Raw genomic sequence first — 15520 nt, forward strand, 5'->3', positions numbered from 1 at the left:
TAATTTCAAAAAATAAGTCTAAATTAAGTAGCACGCTGTTTGCGTCTTTGTGTGGTAATGGTGCAGCCAATTGAGGCCGTGATAATGGTGGCAAGGGCCAGCCACTGGTTCCACAATAAGCTTTCACCTAGAAATACAAAACCGGACAGGGCAGCAATAGCAGGTTCCAGACTCATTAAAGTCCCAAAGCTGAGGGCAGTTATATTACGCAGGGCAATCATTTCTAGGCTAAAAGGCAAGACACTGGCCAGTACAGCTAATATAATGAAATATATCAAATTTCCAGGTTCAAATGCTTGTGTGGGCATACCTGCAAACAGGGCAATCGGCATCACCAGCAGCATTGCGACGAACATGCCCAAGCAGACGGTATGATTGCCCGACACCCCCGATGGTTTTTGTCCGGCAACAATATAGACAGCCCAGCAGGCACCTGCGCCCAGAGCCAAAATAATTCCCAGTGGATCGAGTGGCTCGGCGGCTTGATGAAAAGGAAAGAGTAAGATCAGCCCTACCACTGCCAGACCGACCCAGATAAAGTCGGCTTTCTGCCGGGCATAAAACAGCGCCACACTTAGAGGGCCAATAAATTCAAAAGACACCGCAATACCGAGTGGCAGGCGGTCAATGGCCAGATAAAACAGCATGTTCATTCCCGCCAGGGCTAAGCCATAGCTGAGAATAGCCGCCCATTTTACCTGTTTGAAACTGATCTGCCAGATTTTAAAAATCAGTGCCAGAATCAAGGCGCCTAATAGCAGGCGCATGGCTGAAACGGTCAGGATTGGAAATTGACCGAACAGATATTTGGCAAAGGAGCCACTGCTTTGCATGCTGATCATCGCGATCAGTAAAATCAGCGGTGCTTGTACGAAGGGCGCAATTTTAAAACTGGGCATGACTCAATTGGTTTCGAGGCTGGAAAGAGGGCAGGAGCAGCATTAGCCGGATCAGGTTTGAAATTTAAAACCTTCAAAAATAGGAAACCACAGCCTAAAGACTGTGGTTTTCTGGCAAGCTGAATTAGAACAATACGCGAACGCGGATTGTACCTTCAACTTCATTCAGTGTATCCAGCGCTTCTTTAGAAGCAGTTGCATCTACGTCCATGACCAGATAACCGACATCACCTTTGGTCATTAAAGACTGACCAGAGATGTTGATGCCATGTTCAGCAAACAGGTTGTTAATCTTAGACAGAACGCCCGGAATGTTCTTGTGGATATGCAGCAGACGGTGCTTACCTTCAGTCAGTGGCAATGCAATTTCAGGGAAGTTCACCGCAGAAAGTGTCATACCCTTATCTGAATAAGCGACAAATTTTTCAGCCACTTCCAGACCGATGTTTGCTTGTGCTTCCATGGTCGAACCACCCACGTGAGGGGTCAGGATGACGTTTGGAATGTTACGTAGCGGAGAAACAAATTCTTCACCGTTGGCTTTAGGCTCTTTCGGGAATACGTCAACCGCAGCACCAGCAAGATGGCCTGATTTCAGTGCATCGGCCAGGTCTTCAATCACGACACAAGTACCACGTGCCGCGTTGATGAAGATTGAACCTTCTTTCATTTGCGCGAACTGTTCTTTGGTCATGAAGTTACGTGTAGACGGAACATCTGGCACGTGCAGAGAGACGACATCAGCATTGGCAAGCAATTCATTCAATGAGCCGACCTGACGTGCATTACCCAATGGTAATTTTGTCACTGTATCGAAGTAGATCACTTTCATACCCAGGCTTTCAGCCAGGACAGAAAGTTGTGAACCGATTGAACCGTAACCTACGATACCTAAAGTCTTACCACGCGTTTCGAACGAACCTACAGCAGATTTGTTCCAGCCGCCTGCATGTGTATCTGTTGATTTTTCAGGTACACGGCGAAGCAGGAGAATGGCTTCAGCAAGTACAAGTTCAGCTACTGAACGAGTATTTGAATATGGTGCGTTAAACACTGGAATACCGCGACGCATTGCTGCGTCCAGATTCACCTGGTTGGTACCGATACAGAAACAGCCCACTGCGATTAACTTGTTCGCAGCTTCAAAAACTTCTTCAGTCAGCTGAGTACGGGAACGGATACCAATAAAGTGTGCATCTTTAATCGCTTCTTTCAGCGCTTCACCCTCAAGCGCAGTTTTACGATAGTCAATGTTGGTATATCCAGCAGCATTTAAAGTGTCGATCGCGTTTTGGTGAACGCCTTCTAACAACAAGAAACGGATTTTATCTTTAGGTAGAGATAGATGTTGGCTCATTACGGCTCCGCTACAAAGGCCAAATTTAGTCGCGGTATAATAGCACAGGAATGGGGTAGTTATACATTTCCTTGATGACGGCAATCGCAGCTATTTTCGCAAGTGATGATGCACAAATGATAAAAATGGTTGAATTAAACCAGCGTTTTCAAAGCTATATTATCAAAATTAGCATTTTTTAAGGGAAAGCCCTAAAAATAGCTTATAATATTGCCCCGTGCTGTTAACGCGCCTCTCTTTGATGCTTTAATCGGCATATTCTGCCTGATTTGCATACAGGTCTTTATGTCTGAAAAATGTGCAAATAAACCGGCGAAGTCTCTTTTGTTTAATTCATGCTAGGTCTGCAAACGATGAATGCTCCAGTCGCTTTAACCCCTGAGTTATTGACCCAATTGACTGCAATTGTGGGTGAAAACCGTATTAAAACCGATACGGATAGCCTCCAGAATTGGGGTCGCGATCATACCAAGCACTTTGATCCAAACCCGTCGGTCATCGTGTTCCCATCGAGCACCGAACAGGTTCAGGCAATTGTTAAGCTGGCCAATCAGTTTAATGTGGCTGTCACTCCATCAGGAGGCCGTACTGGTCTGTCCGCAGGTGCAGTCGCTGCTAACGGTGAAATCGTGGTGAGCATGGACAAGATGAACCAGATTCTGGAGTTTTTCCCGGCAGACCGTATGGTTCGTGTACAGTCTGGTGTGGTGACTGAGCAGTTACAAAATTATGCGGAAGAGCAGGGTATGTATTACCCAGTAGATTTTGCATCTGCGGGTTCAAGCCAAATTGGCGGCAACATCGGCACCAATGCTGGCGGGATTAAAGTCATTAAATATGGCATGACCCGTAACTGGATACTTGGCCTGACGGTGGTGACCGGTAAAGGGGATATACTGCGTCTGAACAAAGGCATGATCAAAAACGCAACAGGTTATGCACTCCAACACTTATTCATTGGTGGTGAGGGTACGCTGGGTCTGGTGACTGAAGCGGAAATCAAGCTCGAACGTCAACCGCAAGACCTGCAAGTGATGGTACTGGGTGTGCCTGATTTTGATGCAATCATGCCGTTATTGCACGCCTTCCAGGCGAAAATTGATTTAACAGCATTTGAGTTCTTTGGTGAGCTGGCCATGCAGAAAGTCTTGGCCAATGGTCATGTGCAGCGTCCTTTTGAAACCGAATGTCCATTTTATGTTCTGCTGGAGTTTGAAGCGCCGTTTGAACCGATCATGGACAAGGCGATGGAAATTTTTGAGCATTGCATGGAACAGGGCTGGGTACTTGACGGTGTGCTGAGCCAAAGTCTGGAACAGGTAGAAAGCTTATGGCGTCTGCGTGAAGATATTTCTGAATCCATTGCCCCATTTACACCATACAAAAATGATATTTCTGTTCTCATTACGCATGTTCCAGCATTTATTAAAGAAATTGATGCGATTGTGGCAGAGAATTATCCTGACTTCGAAGTCTGCTGGTTTGGTCATATCGGTGATGGTAACCTGCACCTGAACATCCTCAAACCTGAACACTTAAGCAAAGATGAATTCTTTACCAAATGTCAGGTGGTGAACAAGTATGTCTTTGATACCGTGAAAAAATATGACGGCTCAATTTCTGCAGAACACGGTGTGGGTATGACCAAGAAACCTTATCTTGAGTACTCACGTTCAGCGGAAGAGATTGAATATATGAAAGCCCTGAAAAAAGTCTTTGATCCAAAGGGCATCATGAACCCGGGCAAGCTTTTCGACCTTTAAAGCGGTTTGAAATGAAAAAAGCGCATCGAAAGGTGCGTTTTTTTATGCCCGTACCAGAGCAGTTACATAGTTTAAATAGTTTTAAGCTAAAAAGCGCTGCATGATGATTCGTGAATAATAAGGATAAACATGGGGTTAAACAGTATGTTACAGTTATTAACACTTACAGTTTTAGGCCTGACAATGATAATGTCAGGGTGTGCCACCACACAGCAGGTGATTGCAAAAGTGCAGTCCTCTTCAGATACTCCTCTGGATCAGGTACTGAAGATGCGGCCTGATTTACGCGATGAACTGGCAACCGTAGAAATCCGGCAGTTTTTTAATAAAAGCGAAGCACCGACTGTGGGACAGGTGAAGGTAACAGAAACCGGATTAATGGATGATTCGGTCAAATCCATTCAAACGATTTATCATTTCAAAAAAGAAGAGAAAAACTGGAAAATGCACAAGGCTGAAGAGTTATATCGCTGTATGCGGGGAGCCAATACCAAGACTTTCCAGAAGGCAGTTTGTCCATAATTTTATTTGCTCCTTAAGCAGTTTGTGCTGAAAAGCGTATCTGGATGATGCGCTTTTTGCTTTGGGGTGATATCTGTAACTCACAAACTCATTGTGCCTTTCCAAGCACTTCAGTCATGAGGCTACCCTCACTATCTAAAACAATTACGCAAAACAAACTGAAAATCCTCGCATTCATCCATCGTGATGATACTCGCGTTTCAGTTGACAGTTTCTCGCCCGTCCTTTCTGTGTTTTCCCTCTACGAACTGGGCAATACTGTATCGCTATTTTTACTGCTCGACCACGTAGGGTCGGCCAACCTTAAAGCCAGTCATTTGCAGAACGGTGTCAACGCCCATCCACCTCGTGGTTCTGAAACTGTTACCCTATTTCCGCAGGCGATGTGCAGTGGATGACGGCAGCATCAGGCATTAGACATAAAGGAGTATTTAGCAAAGACCGTTCAGACTGCGGCGGACGTGTTGACATGCTACCACTCTGGATCAATTTGCCTGCCAAGGACAAAATGAATTCACCACATACATACCAGTTTATAAAGTCTTTTTAAAACAAGCTGAAACGATACAGCTTCCGGCACAATCAGGTGAGACCACGCTGCTGTATATGCGTACTGGTTGGGGTGGCTTTCATCCTTATGATGAAATATTAGAGTCTTATAATGAGATAAAGACAAGAAATTTTATCCGTTATCTTGCTATTTCAGAAGATGAAAAAATCCTGAAAACCCCAACATGATCAGCACGGATTTGCACATGAACTCTGCTAAAATGCGCATAATCTAATTACATTCAATCTGTATTTTGCCCGATTAAATTCAATTCCAAAGGGTGGATTCAGGATGATGAGCATTAACTCTCCTATGCAAAACACGCCCACTCAAAAACTGACTCGCGCCACACTCATGTTTCCACTGGCACTGGTCCTGTTTGAATTCTCGGTCTATATCTGTAATGACCTGATCCAGCCGGCCATGCTGGCCATCACCCGTGACTTTGGTGTCAGCAGTTCATGGGCACCATCGTCGATGTCCTTTTTTTTATTGGGCGGCGCATGTGTCGCAGCTATTTTAGGGCCATTATCAGACCGATGGGGACGTAAAAAAGTGCTGCTGGGTGGAGTGGTCTTTTTTGTCATCTGCTGTTTGGCGATTTTACTGGCACCCAATATTCAGAGCTTCCTTTTTCTGCGTTTTTTACAGGGTTTTGGCCTGTCCTTTATTTCTGCTGTCGGTTATGCCGCCATTCAGGAAAACTTTGAAGAACGCGATGCAATTAAAGTCATGGCACTCATGGCCAATGTTTCCTTGCTGGCCCCGCTTCTGGGACCTGTGATTGGCGCTTTTATGATTGATCATGTCTCATGGCATTGGGGCTTTATCGGGATTGCTTTTGTAGCACTTTTAAGCTGGTTTGGACTCAAGGCCAAAATGCCAAATCCTAAAATCAGTATTCCCAAACAGCCCATCAGCTATATTGTGGACGATTTTAAACAGGTCTTGAAAAATAAGCGCTTTGTAATTATGACCATGGCATTGCCGCTGGTTAGCATGCCACTGATGTTATGGATTGCCTTATCTCCCGTCATTCTGGTCGAGCAATTGGGCTTGAGCAGTCTTCAATATGGTCTGGCACAGTTCCCGGTTTTAGGAGGATTAATTCTAGGAAATATAATTCTGCTGAAAGTGATTGATAAAATGCCGCTCGGCCAGACGGTGTTGCTTGGTGTGCCCCTGATGTTATTGGGAACAGTTTTACTTTTAGTTGGCTTGCTGATTCCGGATTATTTTCTGCATTGTCTGCTTATTGGCACCACCTGTATCAGTCTTGGGGAGGGTGTTAGTTTCTCGGTACTGTACCGCTTTGCCCTGATGTCCTCCGAAGTATCTAAAGGTACTGTTGCAGCAACAGTATCTATCTTGTTGATGCTGAGCTTCTTTATTGTGATTGAAGCCGTCCGCATAGCGTATGAAGCCTATGAGCTTTGGGCTTACTGTGGTGTTTCATTTATTTTAATTGCGCTTTGGTTCACCTGGCCACGCCTGCAACTCAAGCAGCTGATGCTGGAAAGAAAGGCGAGTGGAGAGTTTTAACTTTTGAGAGGTTCTCTATATTTTAGAACCCCTCTAAACAGTCCTTGCCTTCGTGAAGAAATGAGCAATATTATTGGGCAAACTCTCTCCCCAAGGGGGAGAGGATGATTAACTTCCTCGGTTCTAAATATTTTGAGAGCAGCGAGAACCGATAGTGATCAGGCCTCTTCAGCACTGGGCTGTTCTAGTTTTTTCAATTTCATATCAAAAATAAAGGGCCCAAAAGGCAGGATTGATGCAATTAAACCCATAATAAACATGCTGAGTGACCATTTCTGTTTTTCACAGACTGCAAATAACACCACCAGAAACAGCACAAACAATACGCCATGACCCATACCGACATATTTCACCAGAATCGGGTTTCCCAGCATGTACTTGACCGGCATCGCCACAAATAATAGCAGCAGAAATGAAATACCTTCTACCAAGCCTACCAGACGTAAAGTTTTAATATTCACCTACATTCACCATTGAGTTCAATCAAGCCTGAGTGTACCCAAACTGCGGATTGAATCAAAAGAAATTTTATAAATAAAATGAATTATTTTAGTGGCTTATACCCTAGTGATTTACTGGGTTATTAAGCAATCAATGGTTTTGAAACACTCATTTTTAAATCAAGACTGATATAAAAAAACGGGCAAAATGCCCGTTTTTTTATATATCAATGAATGCTTAGATCACCCCACAAGCGATCCGCTCACCGCCGCCGCCCAATGGCAATGGATGATCTGAATAGTTGTCGCCGCCTGCATGTATCATTAAAGCACGGCCTTTAATATCGGCTAATTTAACACGTGGGGCCAGAAGTGTGACTCGTGCCGTACCATCGGTGCTGACTTTCAAGGCAGGCAAATCACCTAAATGACCGGTGCTTGGTGTGCCGTGGTTGGGTGCCTGGTTCGGGTTGTAATGACTGCCGGCCGCCAGAGCTGCGCCCATCTTGCCATCTTTCATAGCAGGCGCACATGAACCGTTTTCATGAACGTGGAAGCCGCGTTCTCCTGCCGGAAGCTGTTTCAGGTGAGTACGAATGACCAGACCTGTCGGGCTGTCACTGAGCAAAACCGTACCCACAGACTCCCCCGTTCCTTGGGCAGAAACTGCATGCATGCTGACCGTTCTGACATTTTCGGTTGAAATATCATTTGAGGTACAGCCTGTAAAAAGTACCGCACCTAGAGCGCAAAGCGTTGTTACTTTAAAGAATGAAGACATAAATTGGCATCCTGATCATTATTCCGTTTTTGTCCATCTATTGAATCAGAGCAATATCAAGAGGACTATATACAATCAGTGCTTAAATGTTTTATTTTGTTTAATAGCTGATCTTTAAGGAGTTTTAGGTGTCTCATCTACGTCCGGGTCAATATCATGTGCCATGGTGGCCTTAGGCATCAGCAGGGCTTCCTGATGGTTGGTTTCATGCAGCCACTCCCGCCAGATGGCCAGCAGGACAGCTAGAATAACCGGTCCGATAAATATCCCGACCAGACCAAAACTGGCAATACCACCCAATACGCCAAACATAATCAATAAGAAGGGGATTTGGGTTGCCCCAGAAATGACCAGAGGACGGATGACGTTGTCTGCGGTACTGACGATACAGACTCCCCAAACCATGACTCCAATCGCCTCAATGGTCTGACCTTGTGAGAACAGCCACAGGGAAACAGCGGTATAGGCCACTGGCGGACCAAAAGGAATCAGAGCGAAAATAAAGGTCACAATAGTCAGCACCATCGGATTTGGTACCCCAGCGACAAAATAGCTTAACCCTGCCAGCATGGATTGGGCAATGGCCGTCAGGCCGACGCCGTAGACTACCGCGCGTGTAGTCGCTGAAATCGTTGCCAGATAATGATGAATACGGGGACCGACCACCATTTCGAACGCTTTACGTACCTGATTTAAAATGGTGTGACCATCACGATAAAAAAAGAACATCGACAAAACGGCAAAACACAGCTTAAACACATTTTTGCTAATTTCATTCAGTACGACTTTACCGTAATTCAAATGGCCCTGAATCCAGCTAGAAATAGACAGGGCGATACTGTTGGGATCAGTATTAATTTCATTTAAAGTACGGCTGATTTCTTTACCGACAAAAGGCAGCTGGCGGATAAAGTCCGGAACATCCAGACGGCCTGAAAAAACCTGCTTTTGCAATTCAAAATACAGGTTACGGCCCTCATGCTGTAACATGAAAATCGCAAAGATAAACGGCAGGCCAAACACCAGAATCACGGCCAGAATCATGATGGCTGAGCTGAGTGTGGGACGGTTGCCACACATGCGTAATACGGACTGGTACAGCGGCCAGGTCATATAGGCAATAATTGCTGCCCAAACTACAGGGATGATGAAATATTTGAGTATATGAAAACTCAAAAAAATCAGGATAAAAAATAATCCAAATAATAAGACTTTTTGTAGTGTAGGCGCGTACTGTTGCACTGAATTTTATGACTCATTTTTAGACCATAGCCAGCATATTAACTGAAAAAAAAGCGCAGGCAAATGTACACCGCTCAAGATAGGGCGATTATTTAATGAAAGTCATATTAGAAAGTGTGGCATCTTAGAACCACTGCGCCGGATCATCAATAATCATGTTTAATACGTTTTGCCACTGATTTTGTACTTCACGGTACATTTTCTGGTTTTTATCAAATACAGACAGGCCCCCCATTGCCAAACGGCTATACAAGGTACGTTCAGAAATCCAGGCAACAGGCTGTTGGTCAATCTTGTCAAAAAACTGCTGAATATGCTGTTGATGGGCGCTCTGGGCTTTGACACGGTTCGCCAGCAGTAAAATTTCAACTTTTCCTTTACGAATCCGTTTTATATCCTGTAAATATTTTAGAAAACGGCGGGTGGAATCAATATCAAAAAAAGAAGGCTGTAACGGTATGATGATGGCATGCGCTTCGCTGACCAGCTGCTGGGCATGGTCTTCAGTCAATGCACCGGGGGCATCAATGACCAGATACTCTATCTGTTTGGGGACATCGCCAATCGACTTGGCATTGCGCCAGTCCAGGGAGCGAATCGGAGCTACATGTTCAGGACGCTGCTTGAGCCATTGCAAGGCCGATTTCTGATTATCGGCATCTGCGAGGGCGACCTTATAACCTTTTTGTGCGAGTGCTGATGCCAAACTTATGGCTGTAATGGTTTTGCCGCAGCCGCCTTTCTGATTCGCAACTAAAATTGTTTTCATGACTCAAGATGATTTTATTCTGCTCTCGCCTAGCATATCATTCTTTTCAGGCTTGCAAATGATCGATAAACTCAACTTCAGTCGAATGCAGATAGGAAAAATTAAGTAAATTAGGAAGATGGAATGTCCATAACGCTGGCCATGCTGATTGGTGCCTGTATTGGAGTGGTATTGACCACCCTAATCTTAGGCCAGACACGAAATGGCCGAATTAAAGCCGAATATGAGCAGTATATTGCCGAGCTGGAACTGGAACATCAACAGGCGCTGGCTGCAGCACAAAAACGTAGTGTCAATACCAGCCGGGCAGTGCTAAAAGGGAAAATGGCCGAGCAGATGGCACCGATTATGCCAGAATTTCAGTATCTGCCGAGTGATGCCAAGTTTCTGGGCGATCCGGTGGACTATGTGATTTTTGATGGCTATAGTGCTTTTCGTGATGGCGATGGGTTGGCTGAGGATATTGAAGTGGTGCTGATTGACATTAAAAGTGGTGGAGCACGGTTGACCAAGGGGCAGCAGGCGATCGCCCGGGCGATTCAGGACGGACGCGTGCGTTTCGAAACTGTCCGGATTAATTTTGAAGATTAACCGTTTGGCCACCTGTCTTGTGACTGATGAATAAACTTCTTATTGCGGCAGCCCTATTTGCCTTGGGACTCTGGATCTGGTCCGAATATTTCCGCGCAATTCCACATCTGGAACAAGCCGGCATACTCAAGAACTTTCAGGTTGAACCAATTGAAGTCCATGAAGCTGAATATCGGGTTATTTCCAAAAAATATTATGGGCCTGAGCGCCGGACGATTCATCCTGCTAGTCCTGTAGTGGGCAGTTTTAATGATCTGGCCTATATAAGTAATATTGATCTGCTGTTGGCGCAGCCTGAAACGTCTATGGCAGCATTAAAGTCTTGGCAGCTTAAACAAAGCAAACGCTGCTTTGAAGTTAATCTCAAGGATGCGGTACAGGCTGATTCTGCACCTATACCGCCAACACTGAGCAGTCTGAGTGTGGTTGCCTCCAGTGAAGCTGTTGCCGATAAAATCCGCCGTCTTAAGGCTGGTCAGCGGATCCGGATCCAAGGCGACTGGATTACACTTAAATATGTCAAAAACCAGCAGGAATTTTATGTGGGACTGGGTAGCCAAAATTCGTCACACTGCCGTTTATTTCGCCTCAATGCGGTTGAGCGTTTGGACTAAAACGGTTTATGTACACGTGCCAGTAGCATCCGCTGACCAATTTTAGGAATTCCTGCGGCCTCCCGATATTGAATCTCATCCAGCTCGAAACCTGTTTCTAACAGCGCCAGCTCAATATCACGATTCAGATGACAGCCATCCGCTACTTTCTTTTGTAACGGGGTCAGCAGATGCTGTAGACGCTGAATATTCAGATGCTCCCGGTTCAATACATGCTCGACCAGATGCAAACGTCCACCTGGTTTTAAAACCCGATAGATTTCACGCAAACTTTGGGCTAAATCTGGAACACTGCATAAGGTCCAGGTTGATACAATATTATTTAAACCATGTGTGGCAAAAGGCAGCGCTTCGGCGCTGGCCTGTATATGCTTTACTGGAAAAGGCACATGCTGAATCCGGTCTTGTGCCAGCTGAAAAATCGCCGGATTTGGCTCCAGTGCATAGAGCTGTTCCACTTGCTAATAAAAAGCCAGATTCAGGCCACTGCCAAAGCCGATTTCTAGTACATCACCGCTGACACCAAGCAATAACTCGCGGCGCAGATCCATCAGTGAAGGCGTTTGCATGACCTGATGGAGCAGGTGTGGAAAAACATGTTGTTGATAAAATTTATAGAACATCGATATTTAAATAAGCTTTAAAAATACCAGTAGATTAACTGAAATAATCGATTCTCAACATGGTTGTGAGTTGACCAAATTGCATCAGCCTGTTACCAAGTGCAACTATTTTTCCAGTAAAAAATCCGTAATATCGAAAGTAGTTGCTTTAAAAAATACTGAATGGAATTGATGTAGAATTATGCTCAAGTACTTGAAACCCGGTTTGTTATTGGCCAGTCTTATTTTGCCGATGTCAGCCTATAGTTCGATCGATCATAATATTGCCAAAGGCTTGCCGCCGATGGTACAAGGGCAGTCCATTTCTGCTTTACAGCCATTTCAAGGGGATTTCCGGATTTTGGGTTCCAAAATATATAATGATGATCCGCAATCCAAATTCTCTCCCATTGATTATGCAGTGAGCTGGGGATTATTTGCCGAACCCGAAATTGCCCGGCATATTAGCGTGAATCAATATGACCGTTATTTAAACTGGAAAATGGACCGTGTGCCTGTGCCTACGGAAAAAGCCATGCAAATGGTTTCCAATATGCATATTATTCCAGCCAATCCAACGATTGCCAAAGCCATTAAACAGGTGAAACGCGGTGATCTGGTGCGCTTGCAAGGAGAACTGGTTGAAGTGCGCGATAAAGAGCTGGTCTGGACCTCCTCTTTAACCCCGACCGATACTGGCGATGGCGCCTGTGAGGTTTTTCGCGTAAGTTCGATCCAGTGGATTGAAAAAGTGAATCGAAGCTAAGCGCAGCATTATTTCACTTTAAATTATCTGAAAACCACTCTTCATGAGGGGTTTTTTTAATAAAACATGATTTATTTTTTAGCCAGGGCTTCCGCTTCAAACTGAACCCCATCCCAGCCGTGTTGCATAAACTGGCGTATATTCTGGTGCTCAGTTGCTTCAGGACTAAGCAGTACAGACGTATAATGTTCAGCGAACAGGCTGAGAGTCTGAGCTTGATTTAGACCATGAAGCCGGGCAAAGGAAAGCACTTTGGCACTACCTTGGTTTTCATTGGCCGCATTCTGCTGTTGACCATTTTTAAATGCGGTCGGGGTGTAGGTATAACGTGCATCAATATATGCAATCACATCCGAGAATTGTGCTTCACCCGCAGTCAATAATGCCAGTAAATCTTGCGCCATCTGCCCCACCTGATTTTTAAGCCTAATCCAACGGTGTCAATATAGCATTTTTCCTGAATCTCGATGGTGTTTATAATACGTTCGGTGCAAGATAAAGCAGTTGGTCTGTCCGCAGCGGGTATAAGAGCAGAGGAAAATAAAGATGAAAATGCAAGGGATGGAGCAGCTATGAACTGGCTTTGGGTCGCCATGGGTGGTGCAATCGGGGCGAGTCTGCGCTATGGCATAGGACTCTGGCTCTTTAAACCGCAGATGCAGTTTCCTTGGCCTACCTGGTGGGTGAATATCCTGGGCTGTCTTTGTACCGGTATTTTTTTGGCATACAGTCAAAAATATCCTGCTTTGCAGCAGGAAGCCCGTTTATTTTTAATGGTTGGCCTATTGGGCGGCTTTACTACCTTTTCCAGTTTCGGCTTGGAAAGTTTTCAGCTCTTGAAGCAGGGAGCCATCTCAATGGCGCTACTGTATATGTTTTCGAGCCTGTTGCTGGGCCTAACCGCTCTGACTGTAGGTTTTTATCTGAGTGACTGGATGTTGAACCAGACATAAAAAAGTCAGGAAATTGGAGGTCATTTCCTGACAAAACTACAATCTGAAAACGCGAGAAAAACGTTATTGAGCAACTGGTCTTAACTGCATTTAAAACGGGAAAAACATTTATTAACGCTGGCCACACGACTTTCCTCTTTACGGGGCGGGCGTGAATTCATGGTGCTGCTGATCAAAAAAATGCCCATCTGCATAGGGATGATGCAAGAGAACTTCTCGATACTCGGAGGAAGATCTGAACGCATAAGCTAAACTTTTTCTTGATCACATAAAATGTTATAAAGTAACACTTGATGTTTCAAGTGAAGTAGGGTTACAGCGCTTTAAGCCCTTCAAGTACGGCTTGGCACCAGTTCTTCAAACACATCACTTAAGTCATCATCGACTTTTAAGTGAATCAGGTTCCAGTACTGTCCCGAAATGGTTCGGTTAACCATCAGGGTATCCGGTGAAGGCTTAAATACATCCCAGTATTTTAGGGAAGGTTTCAGCAGCTCCATACCATCATGATGTGCCGAATTCTCTGCAAAATCGTAATGAGTGGTCAAGGGACGTAACAAAACCTCTAGCCATTGTTCGTACAGTTCAGGTGGGAATTTTCCGGTTTCCGTCAGGCTATGCAGCGCATCCAGTTGCTGCTCAATCACGCCAATATCTTTTTCACGTGCTGCATGAATCAAGGTTCTGAAATGGCCTACGATTTCTGCAGACAAGGTTTTTACCGCACCGTAGTCATAGATAATGACGGAGCCATCTTCACGGAAGGCAAAGTTTCCTGGATGCGGGTCACAGTGAAAACGTTTTAGATAGAAAATTTCCTGTCCAATAGCTCGAAGCAGACGTCGCCCCAGTGCATTACGGGTTTCCAGTGGCCAGGTGCTGGCGGTTTCCATGCTCTCGCCGTGTTCCAGACTCAGGGTTAAGATATGCCGGGAAGAATAATCCTTGAAAACACGTGGAATAATCACTTTAGTGTCCAGTGATTCATGGAACACCCGGGCAACTTCCAGATTTTGAGCTTCAATTTCATAATTGAGTTCGTTGTCCAGGCTGTGCTGGATTTCCTTAAACAGCTGATCCTGCAGTTTGCGGTCAATTTTCAGTACACCCATTAGACGCAAGGCCAGACGGACCTGTTTCAGGTCACTTTCACAGGCTTCATCAACACCTGGATATTGAACTTTGACCACCACCTGCTGTCCGTCAGTTAAAACTGCTTTATGAACCTGCCCAATTGAGGCGGCGGCAAAAGGCTGTTCATCAAAGCTTTTAAAAAGCTGAGACAGAGGTTTTTTAAGTTCTTTTTCGACCTGGAATTGAATTTCCCGGAAGGGCATTGGCGGCGCCTGACGCTGTAATTTGGCAATTGCCTTGGCGACTTCTGGTGGGAAAATATCTTTATATTGTGAGGCAATTTGCCCCACTTTCATGACAGCGCCTTTCATCTCACCCAAAGTATCGGCAATCTGAACCCCAATATCCTGAAACAGTTGACTGCGTGCAGCATTTTTCTGCTCTTCATCTGCAGTGATATTTTTAATGGAATTGGATAGGGTTTTAGTTGCAATACTTGCAGTCATTCCGGCAAGTTTCATAAAACGTCGACCGGGGGTACGCGCCGTTTTTGCCATGTGAGATTCCTCGAGCCCATCATTGAACGGATGTATTTGATCATAGGGGACAACCGGGCAATTGCCTACATTTAATTGTAGATGATATGTTGCAAAGCTTCTCAAATTCTCCATTTTTTTTGTCGGCTTTGGCAGTATTGATTTGCTTGAAAAATCTTCGGTGATTAGCCTGTTTTTACAAAATTGTCCGGTATCACTATTTTAAATAAGCCTTGGTGTTATTTCTGAATATTATTTTAAAGCAAAAAAATTAAACTATAGTCTTTATCACAGCCAAGAAGATTCCATGAAAGTTTATCGCTATTTTACCGGTACAGATGATGTGCATTTCTGTGCGCGGGTGACCCGCGCTTTAAATGAAGGCTATGAGCTGTATGGTGCGCCGACTATGACCTTTAATGGTAAAGAGGTAATTGTCGGGCAGGTCGTGATCAAAGAGGTCAAGGACGACTCCGAGATTCCACAGGGTTTAAGGGATGCACTCCAGGACTGCTAGTG

At 44.9% G+C, this 15520-nt stretch carries 17 protein-coding genes and 1 pseudogene; 9 read left to right on the forward strand and 9 right to left on the reverse strand.

Going from position 1 to position 15520, the window contains the following annotated elements; translation table 11 throughout:
* Positions 1–23: 23 nt before the first annotated feature.
* Together NI461_RS00750 and serA are read right to left on the reverse strand one after the other, a co-directional pair.
* Complete coding sequence (locus NI461_RS00750) at positions 24–899, reverse strand: DMT family transporter (protein ID WP_174660309.1); 876 nt, start codon at positions 897–899, stop codon at positions 24–26.
* Positions 900–1023: 124 nt separating this feature from the next.
* Entirely contained in the window at positions 1024–2256 is a 1233-nt protein-coding gene (gene serA / locus NI461_RS00755) for a phosphoglycerate dehydrogenase (protein ID WP_151205272.1), read from the reverse strand.
* Positions 2257–2609: 353 nt separating this feature from the next.
* Between serA and NI461_RS00760 the strand changes: the two genes are divergently transcribed.
* The 4 genes from NI461_RS00760 (at position 2610) to NI461_RS00775 (ending at position 6633) form a co-directional block, all read left to right on the forward strand.
* Complete coding sequence (locus NI461_RS00760; RefSeq protein ID WP_174660308.1) at positions 2610–4019, forward strand: FAD-binding oxidoreductase; 1410 nt, start codon at positions 2610–2612, stop codon at positions 4017–4019.
* A gap of 144 nt (positions 4020–4163) precedes the next feature.
* A complete protein-coding gene (locus tag NI461_RS00765; RefSeq protein ID WP_253156126.1) occupies positions 4164–4541 on the forward strand; it encodes a hypothetical protein in 378 nt (125 codons plus the stop codon).
* A 394-nt stretch (positions 4542–4935) separates the two neighbouring features.
* A complete protein-coding gene (locus NI461_RS00770; RefSeq protein ID WP_253156128.1) occupies positions 4936–5091 on the forward strand; it encodes a hypothetical protein in 156 nt (51 codons plus the stop codon).
* A gap of 312 nt (positions 5092–5403) precedes the next feature.
* Positions 5404–6633, forward strand: a complete 1230-nt coding sequence (locus NI461_RS00775; RefSeq protein WP_253150502.1) for an MFS transporter — start codon at positions 5404–5406, stop codon at positions 6631–6633.
* Between the two features lie 158 nt (positions 6634–6791).
* Here NI461_RS00775 and NI461_RS00780 read toward each other — a convergent pair whose 3' ends face one another.
* From NI461_RS00780 to NI461_RS00795, 4 genes are all read right to left on the reverse strand, one after another.
* The gene (locus NI461_RS00780) at positions 6792–7094 is read right to left on the reverse strand and encodes a DUF3817 domain-containing protein (protein ID WP_151205269.1); all 303 of its coding nucleotides are present in this window, start codon (positions 7092–7094) and stop codon (positions 6792–6794) included.
* 217 nt (positions 7095–7311) lie between these two features.
* A complete protein-coding gene (sodC, locus tag NI461_RS00785; RefSeq protein ID WP_253150379.1) occupies positions 7312–7854 on the reverse strand; it encodes a superoxide dismutase [Cu-Zn] SodC in 543 nt (180 codons plus the stop codon).
* 114 nt (positions 7855–7968) lie between these two features.
* Positions 7969–9096 (reverse strand): AI-2E family transporter, encoded by a 1128-nt coding sequence (locus NI461_RS00790; RefSeq protein ID WP_151205331.1) that lies wholly within the window; start codon positions 9094–9096, stop codon positions 7969–7971.
* 124 nt (positions 9097–9220) lie between these two features.
* Positions 9221–9865, reverse strand: coding sequence for a ParA family protein (locus NI461_RS00795; protein ID WP_253156130.1), 645 nt, complete (start codon positions 9863–9865; stop codon positions 9221–9223).
* Between the two features lie 123 nt (positions 9866–9988).
* Between NI461_RS00795 and NI461_RS00800 the strand changes: the two genes are divergently transcribed.
* Together NI461_RS00800 and NI461_RS00805 are read left to right on the forward strand one after the other, a co-directional pair.
* Positions 9989–10456, forward strand: a complete 468-nt coding sequence (locus tag NI461_RS00800; protein WP_253156132.1) for a Holliday junction resolvase-like protein — start codon at positions 9989–9991, stop codon at positions 10454–10456.
* A 26-nt stretch (positions 10457–10482) separates the two neighbouring features.
* Complete coding sequence (locus NI461_RS00805) at positions 10483–11070, forward strand: hypothetical protein (protein WP_253156135.1); 588 nt, start codon at positions 10483–10485, stop codon at positions 11068–11070.
* Here the strand turns inward: NI461_RS00805 and NI461_RS00810 are convergent.
* Positions 11067–11693 (reverse strand): annotated as a pseudogene (locus NI461_RS00810) (class I SAM-dependent methyltransferase). The gene NI461_RS00805 and the pseudogene NI461_RS00810 overlap by 4 nt on opposite strands.
* Before the next feature lie 181 nt (positions 11694–11874).
* Between NI461_RS00810 and NI461_RS00815 the strand changes: the two are divergent.
* Positions 11875–12438: a hypothetical protein gene (locus NI461_RS00815; RefSeq protein WP_151205336.1), complete on the forward strand. Its 564-nt coding sequence runs from the start codon at positions 11875–11877 to the stop codon at positions 12436–12438.
* A gap of 71 nt (positions 12439–12509) precedes the next feature.
* Here the strand turns inward: NI461_RS00815 and NI461_RS00820 are convergent, their stop codons facing one another.
* On the reverse strand, positions 12510–12842 hold the full coding sequence (locus tag NI461_RS00820; protein WP_253156137.1) for a HopJ type III effector protein: 333 nt from the start codon (positions 12840–12842) through the stop codon (positions 12510–12512).
* Positions 12843–13010: 168 nt separating this feature from the next.
* On the opposite strand from NI461_RS00820, the gene crcB reads away from it, so the two are divergent.
* Positions 13011–13391, forward strand: a complete 381-nt coding sequence (gene crcB / locus NI461_RS00825; protein WP_151205338.1) for a fluoride efflux transporter CrcB — start codon at positions 13011–13013, stop codon at positions 13389–13391.
* A 332-nt stretch (positions 13392–13723) separates the two neighbouring features.
* Here the strand turns inward: crcB and NI461_RS00830 are convergent, their stop codons facing one another.
* Entirely contained in the window at positions 13724–15022 is a 1299-nt protein-coding gene (locus NI461_RS00830; RefSeq protein WP_253156138.1) for an AarF/ABC1/UbiB kinase family protein, read from the reverse strand.
* A 286-nt stretch (positions 15023–15308) separates the two neighbouring features.
* On the opposite strand from NI461_RS00830, the gene NI461_RS00835 reads away from it, so the two are divergent.
* Positions 15309–15518: a DUF1737 domain-containing protein gene (locus NI461_RS00835; protein ID WP_253156140.1), complete on the forward strand. Its 210-nt coding sequence runs from the start codon at positions 15309–15311 to the stop codon at positions 15516–15518.
* Positions 15519–15520: the final 2 nt, after the last annotated feature.

The sequence above is a fragment of the Acinetobacter sp. S4400-12 genome, from assembly GCF_024129495.1.
In the GTDB taxonomy this organism is placed as follows: Bacteria; Pseudomonadota; Gammaproteobacteria; order Pseudomonadales; family Moraxellaceae; genus Acinetobacter; species Acinetobacter lwoffii_C.

Bases quoted from the DNA above. Each gene is read 5' to 3' on its own strand.
- NI461_RS00750 (WP_174660309.1), bottom strand. From the start codon at position 899: ATGCCCAGTTTTAAAATTGCGCCCTTCGTACAAGCACCGCTGATTTTA.
- serA (WP_151205272.1), bottom strand. From the start codon at position 2,256: ATGAGCCAACATCTATCTCTACCTAAAGATAAAATCCGTTTCTTGTTG.
- NI461_RS00760 (WP_174660308.1), top strand. From the start codon at position 2,610: ATGAATGCTCCAGTCGCTTTAACCCCTGAGTTATTGACCCAATTGACT.
- NI461_RS00765 (WP_253156126.1), top strand. From the start codon at position 4,164: ATGTTACAGTTATTAACACTTACAGTTTTAGGCCTGACAATGATAATG.
- NI461_RS00770 (WP_253156128.1), top strand. From the start codon at position 4,936: ATGACGGCAGCATCAGGCATTAGACATAAAGGAGTATTTAGCAAAGAC.
- NI461_RS00775 (WP_253150502.1), top strand. From the start codon at position 5,404: ATGCAAAACACGCCCACTCAAAAACTGACTCGCGCCACACTCATGTTT.
- sodC (WP_253150379.1), bottom strand. From the start codon at position 7,854: ATGTCTTCATTCTTTAAAGTAACAACGCTTTGCGCTCTAGGTGCGGTA.
- NI461_RS00795 (WP_253156130.1), bottom strand. From the start codon at position 9,865: ATGAAAACAATTTTAGTTGCGAATCAGAAAGGCGGCTGCGGCAAAACC.
- NI461_RS00800 (WP_253156132.1), top strand. From the start codon at position 9,989: ATGTCCATAACGCTGGCCATGCTGATTGGTGCCTGTATTGGAGTGGTA.
- NI461_RS00805 (WP_253156135.1), top strand. From the start codon at position 10,483: ATGAATAAACTTCTTATTGCGGCAGCCCTATTTGCCTTGGGACTCTGG.
- NI461_RS00815 (WP_151205336.1), top strand. From the start codon at position 11,875: ATGCTCAAGTACTTGAAACCCGGTTTGTTATTGGCCAGTCTTATTTTG.
- NI461_RS00820 (WP_253156137.1), bottom strand. From the start codon at position 12,842: ATGGCGCAAGATTTACTGGCATTATTGACTGCGGGTGAAGCACAATTC.
- crcB (WP_151205338.1), top strand. From the start codon at position 13,011: ATGAACTGGCTTTGGGTCGCCATGGGTGGTGCAATCGGGGCGAGTCTG.
- NI461_RS00830 (WP_253156138.1), bottom strand. From the start codon at position 15,022: ATGGCAAAAACGGCGCGTACCCCCGGTCGACGTTTTATGAAACTTGCC.
- NI461_RS00835 (WP_253156140.1), top strand. From the start codon at position 15,309: ATGAAAGTTTATCGCTATTTTACCGGTACAGATGATGTGCATTTCTGT.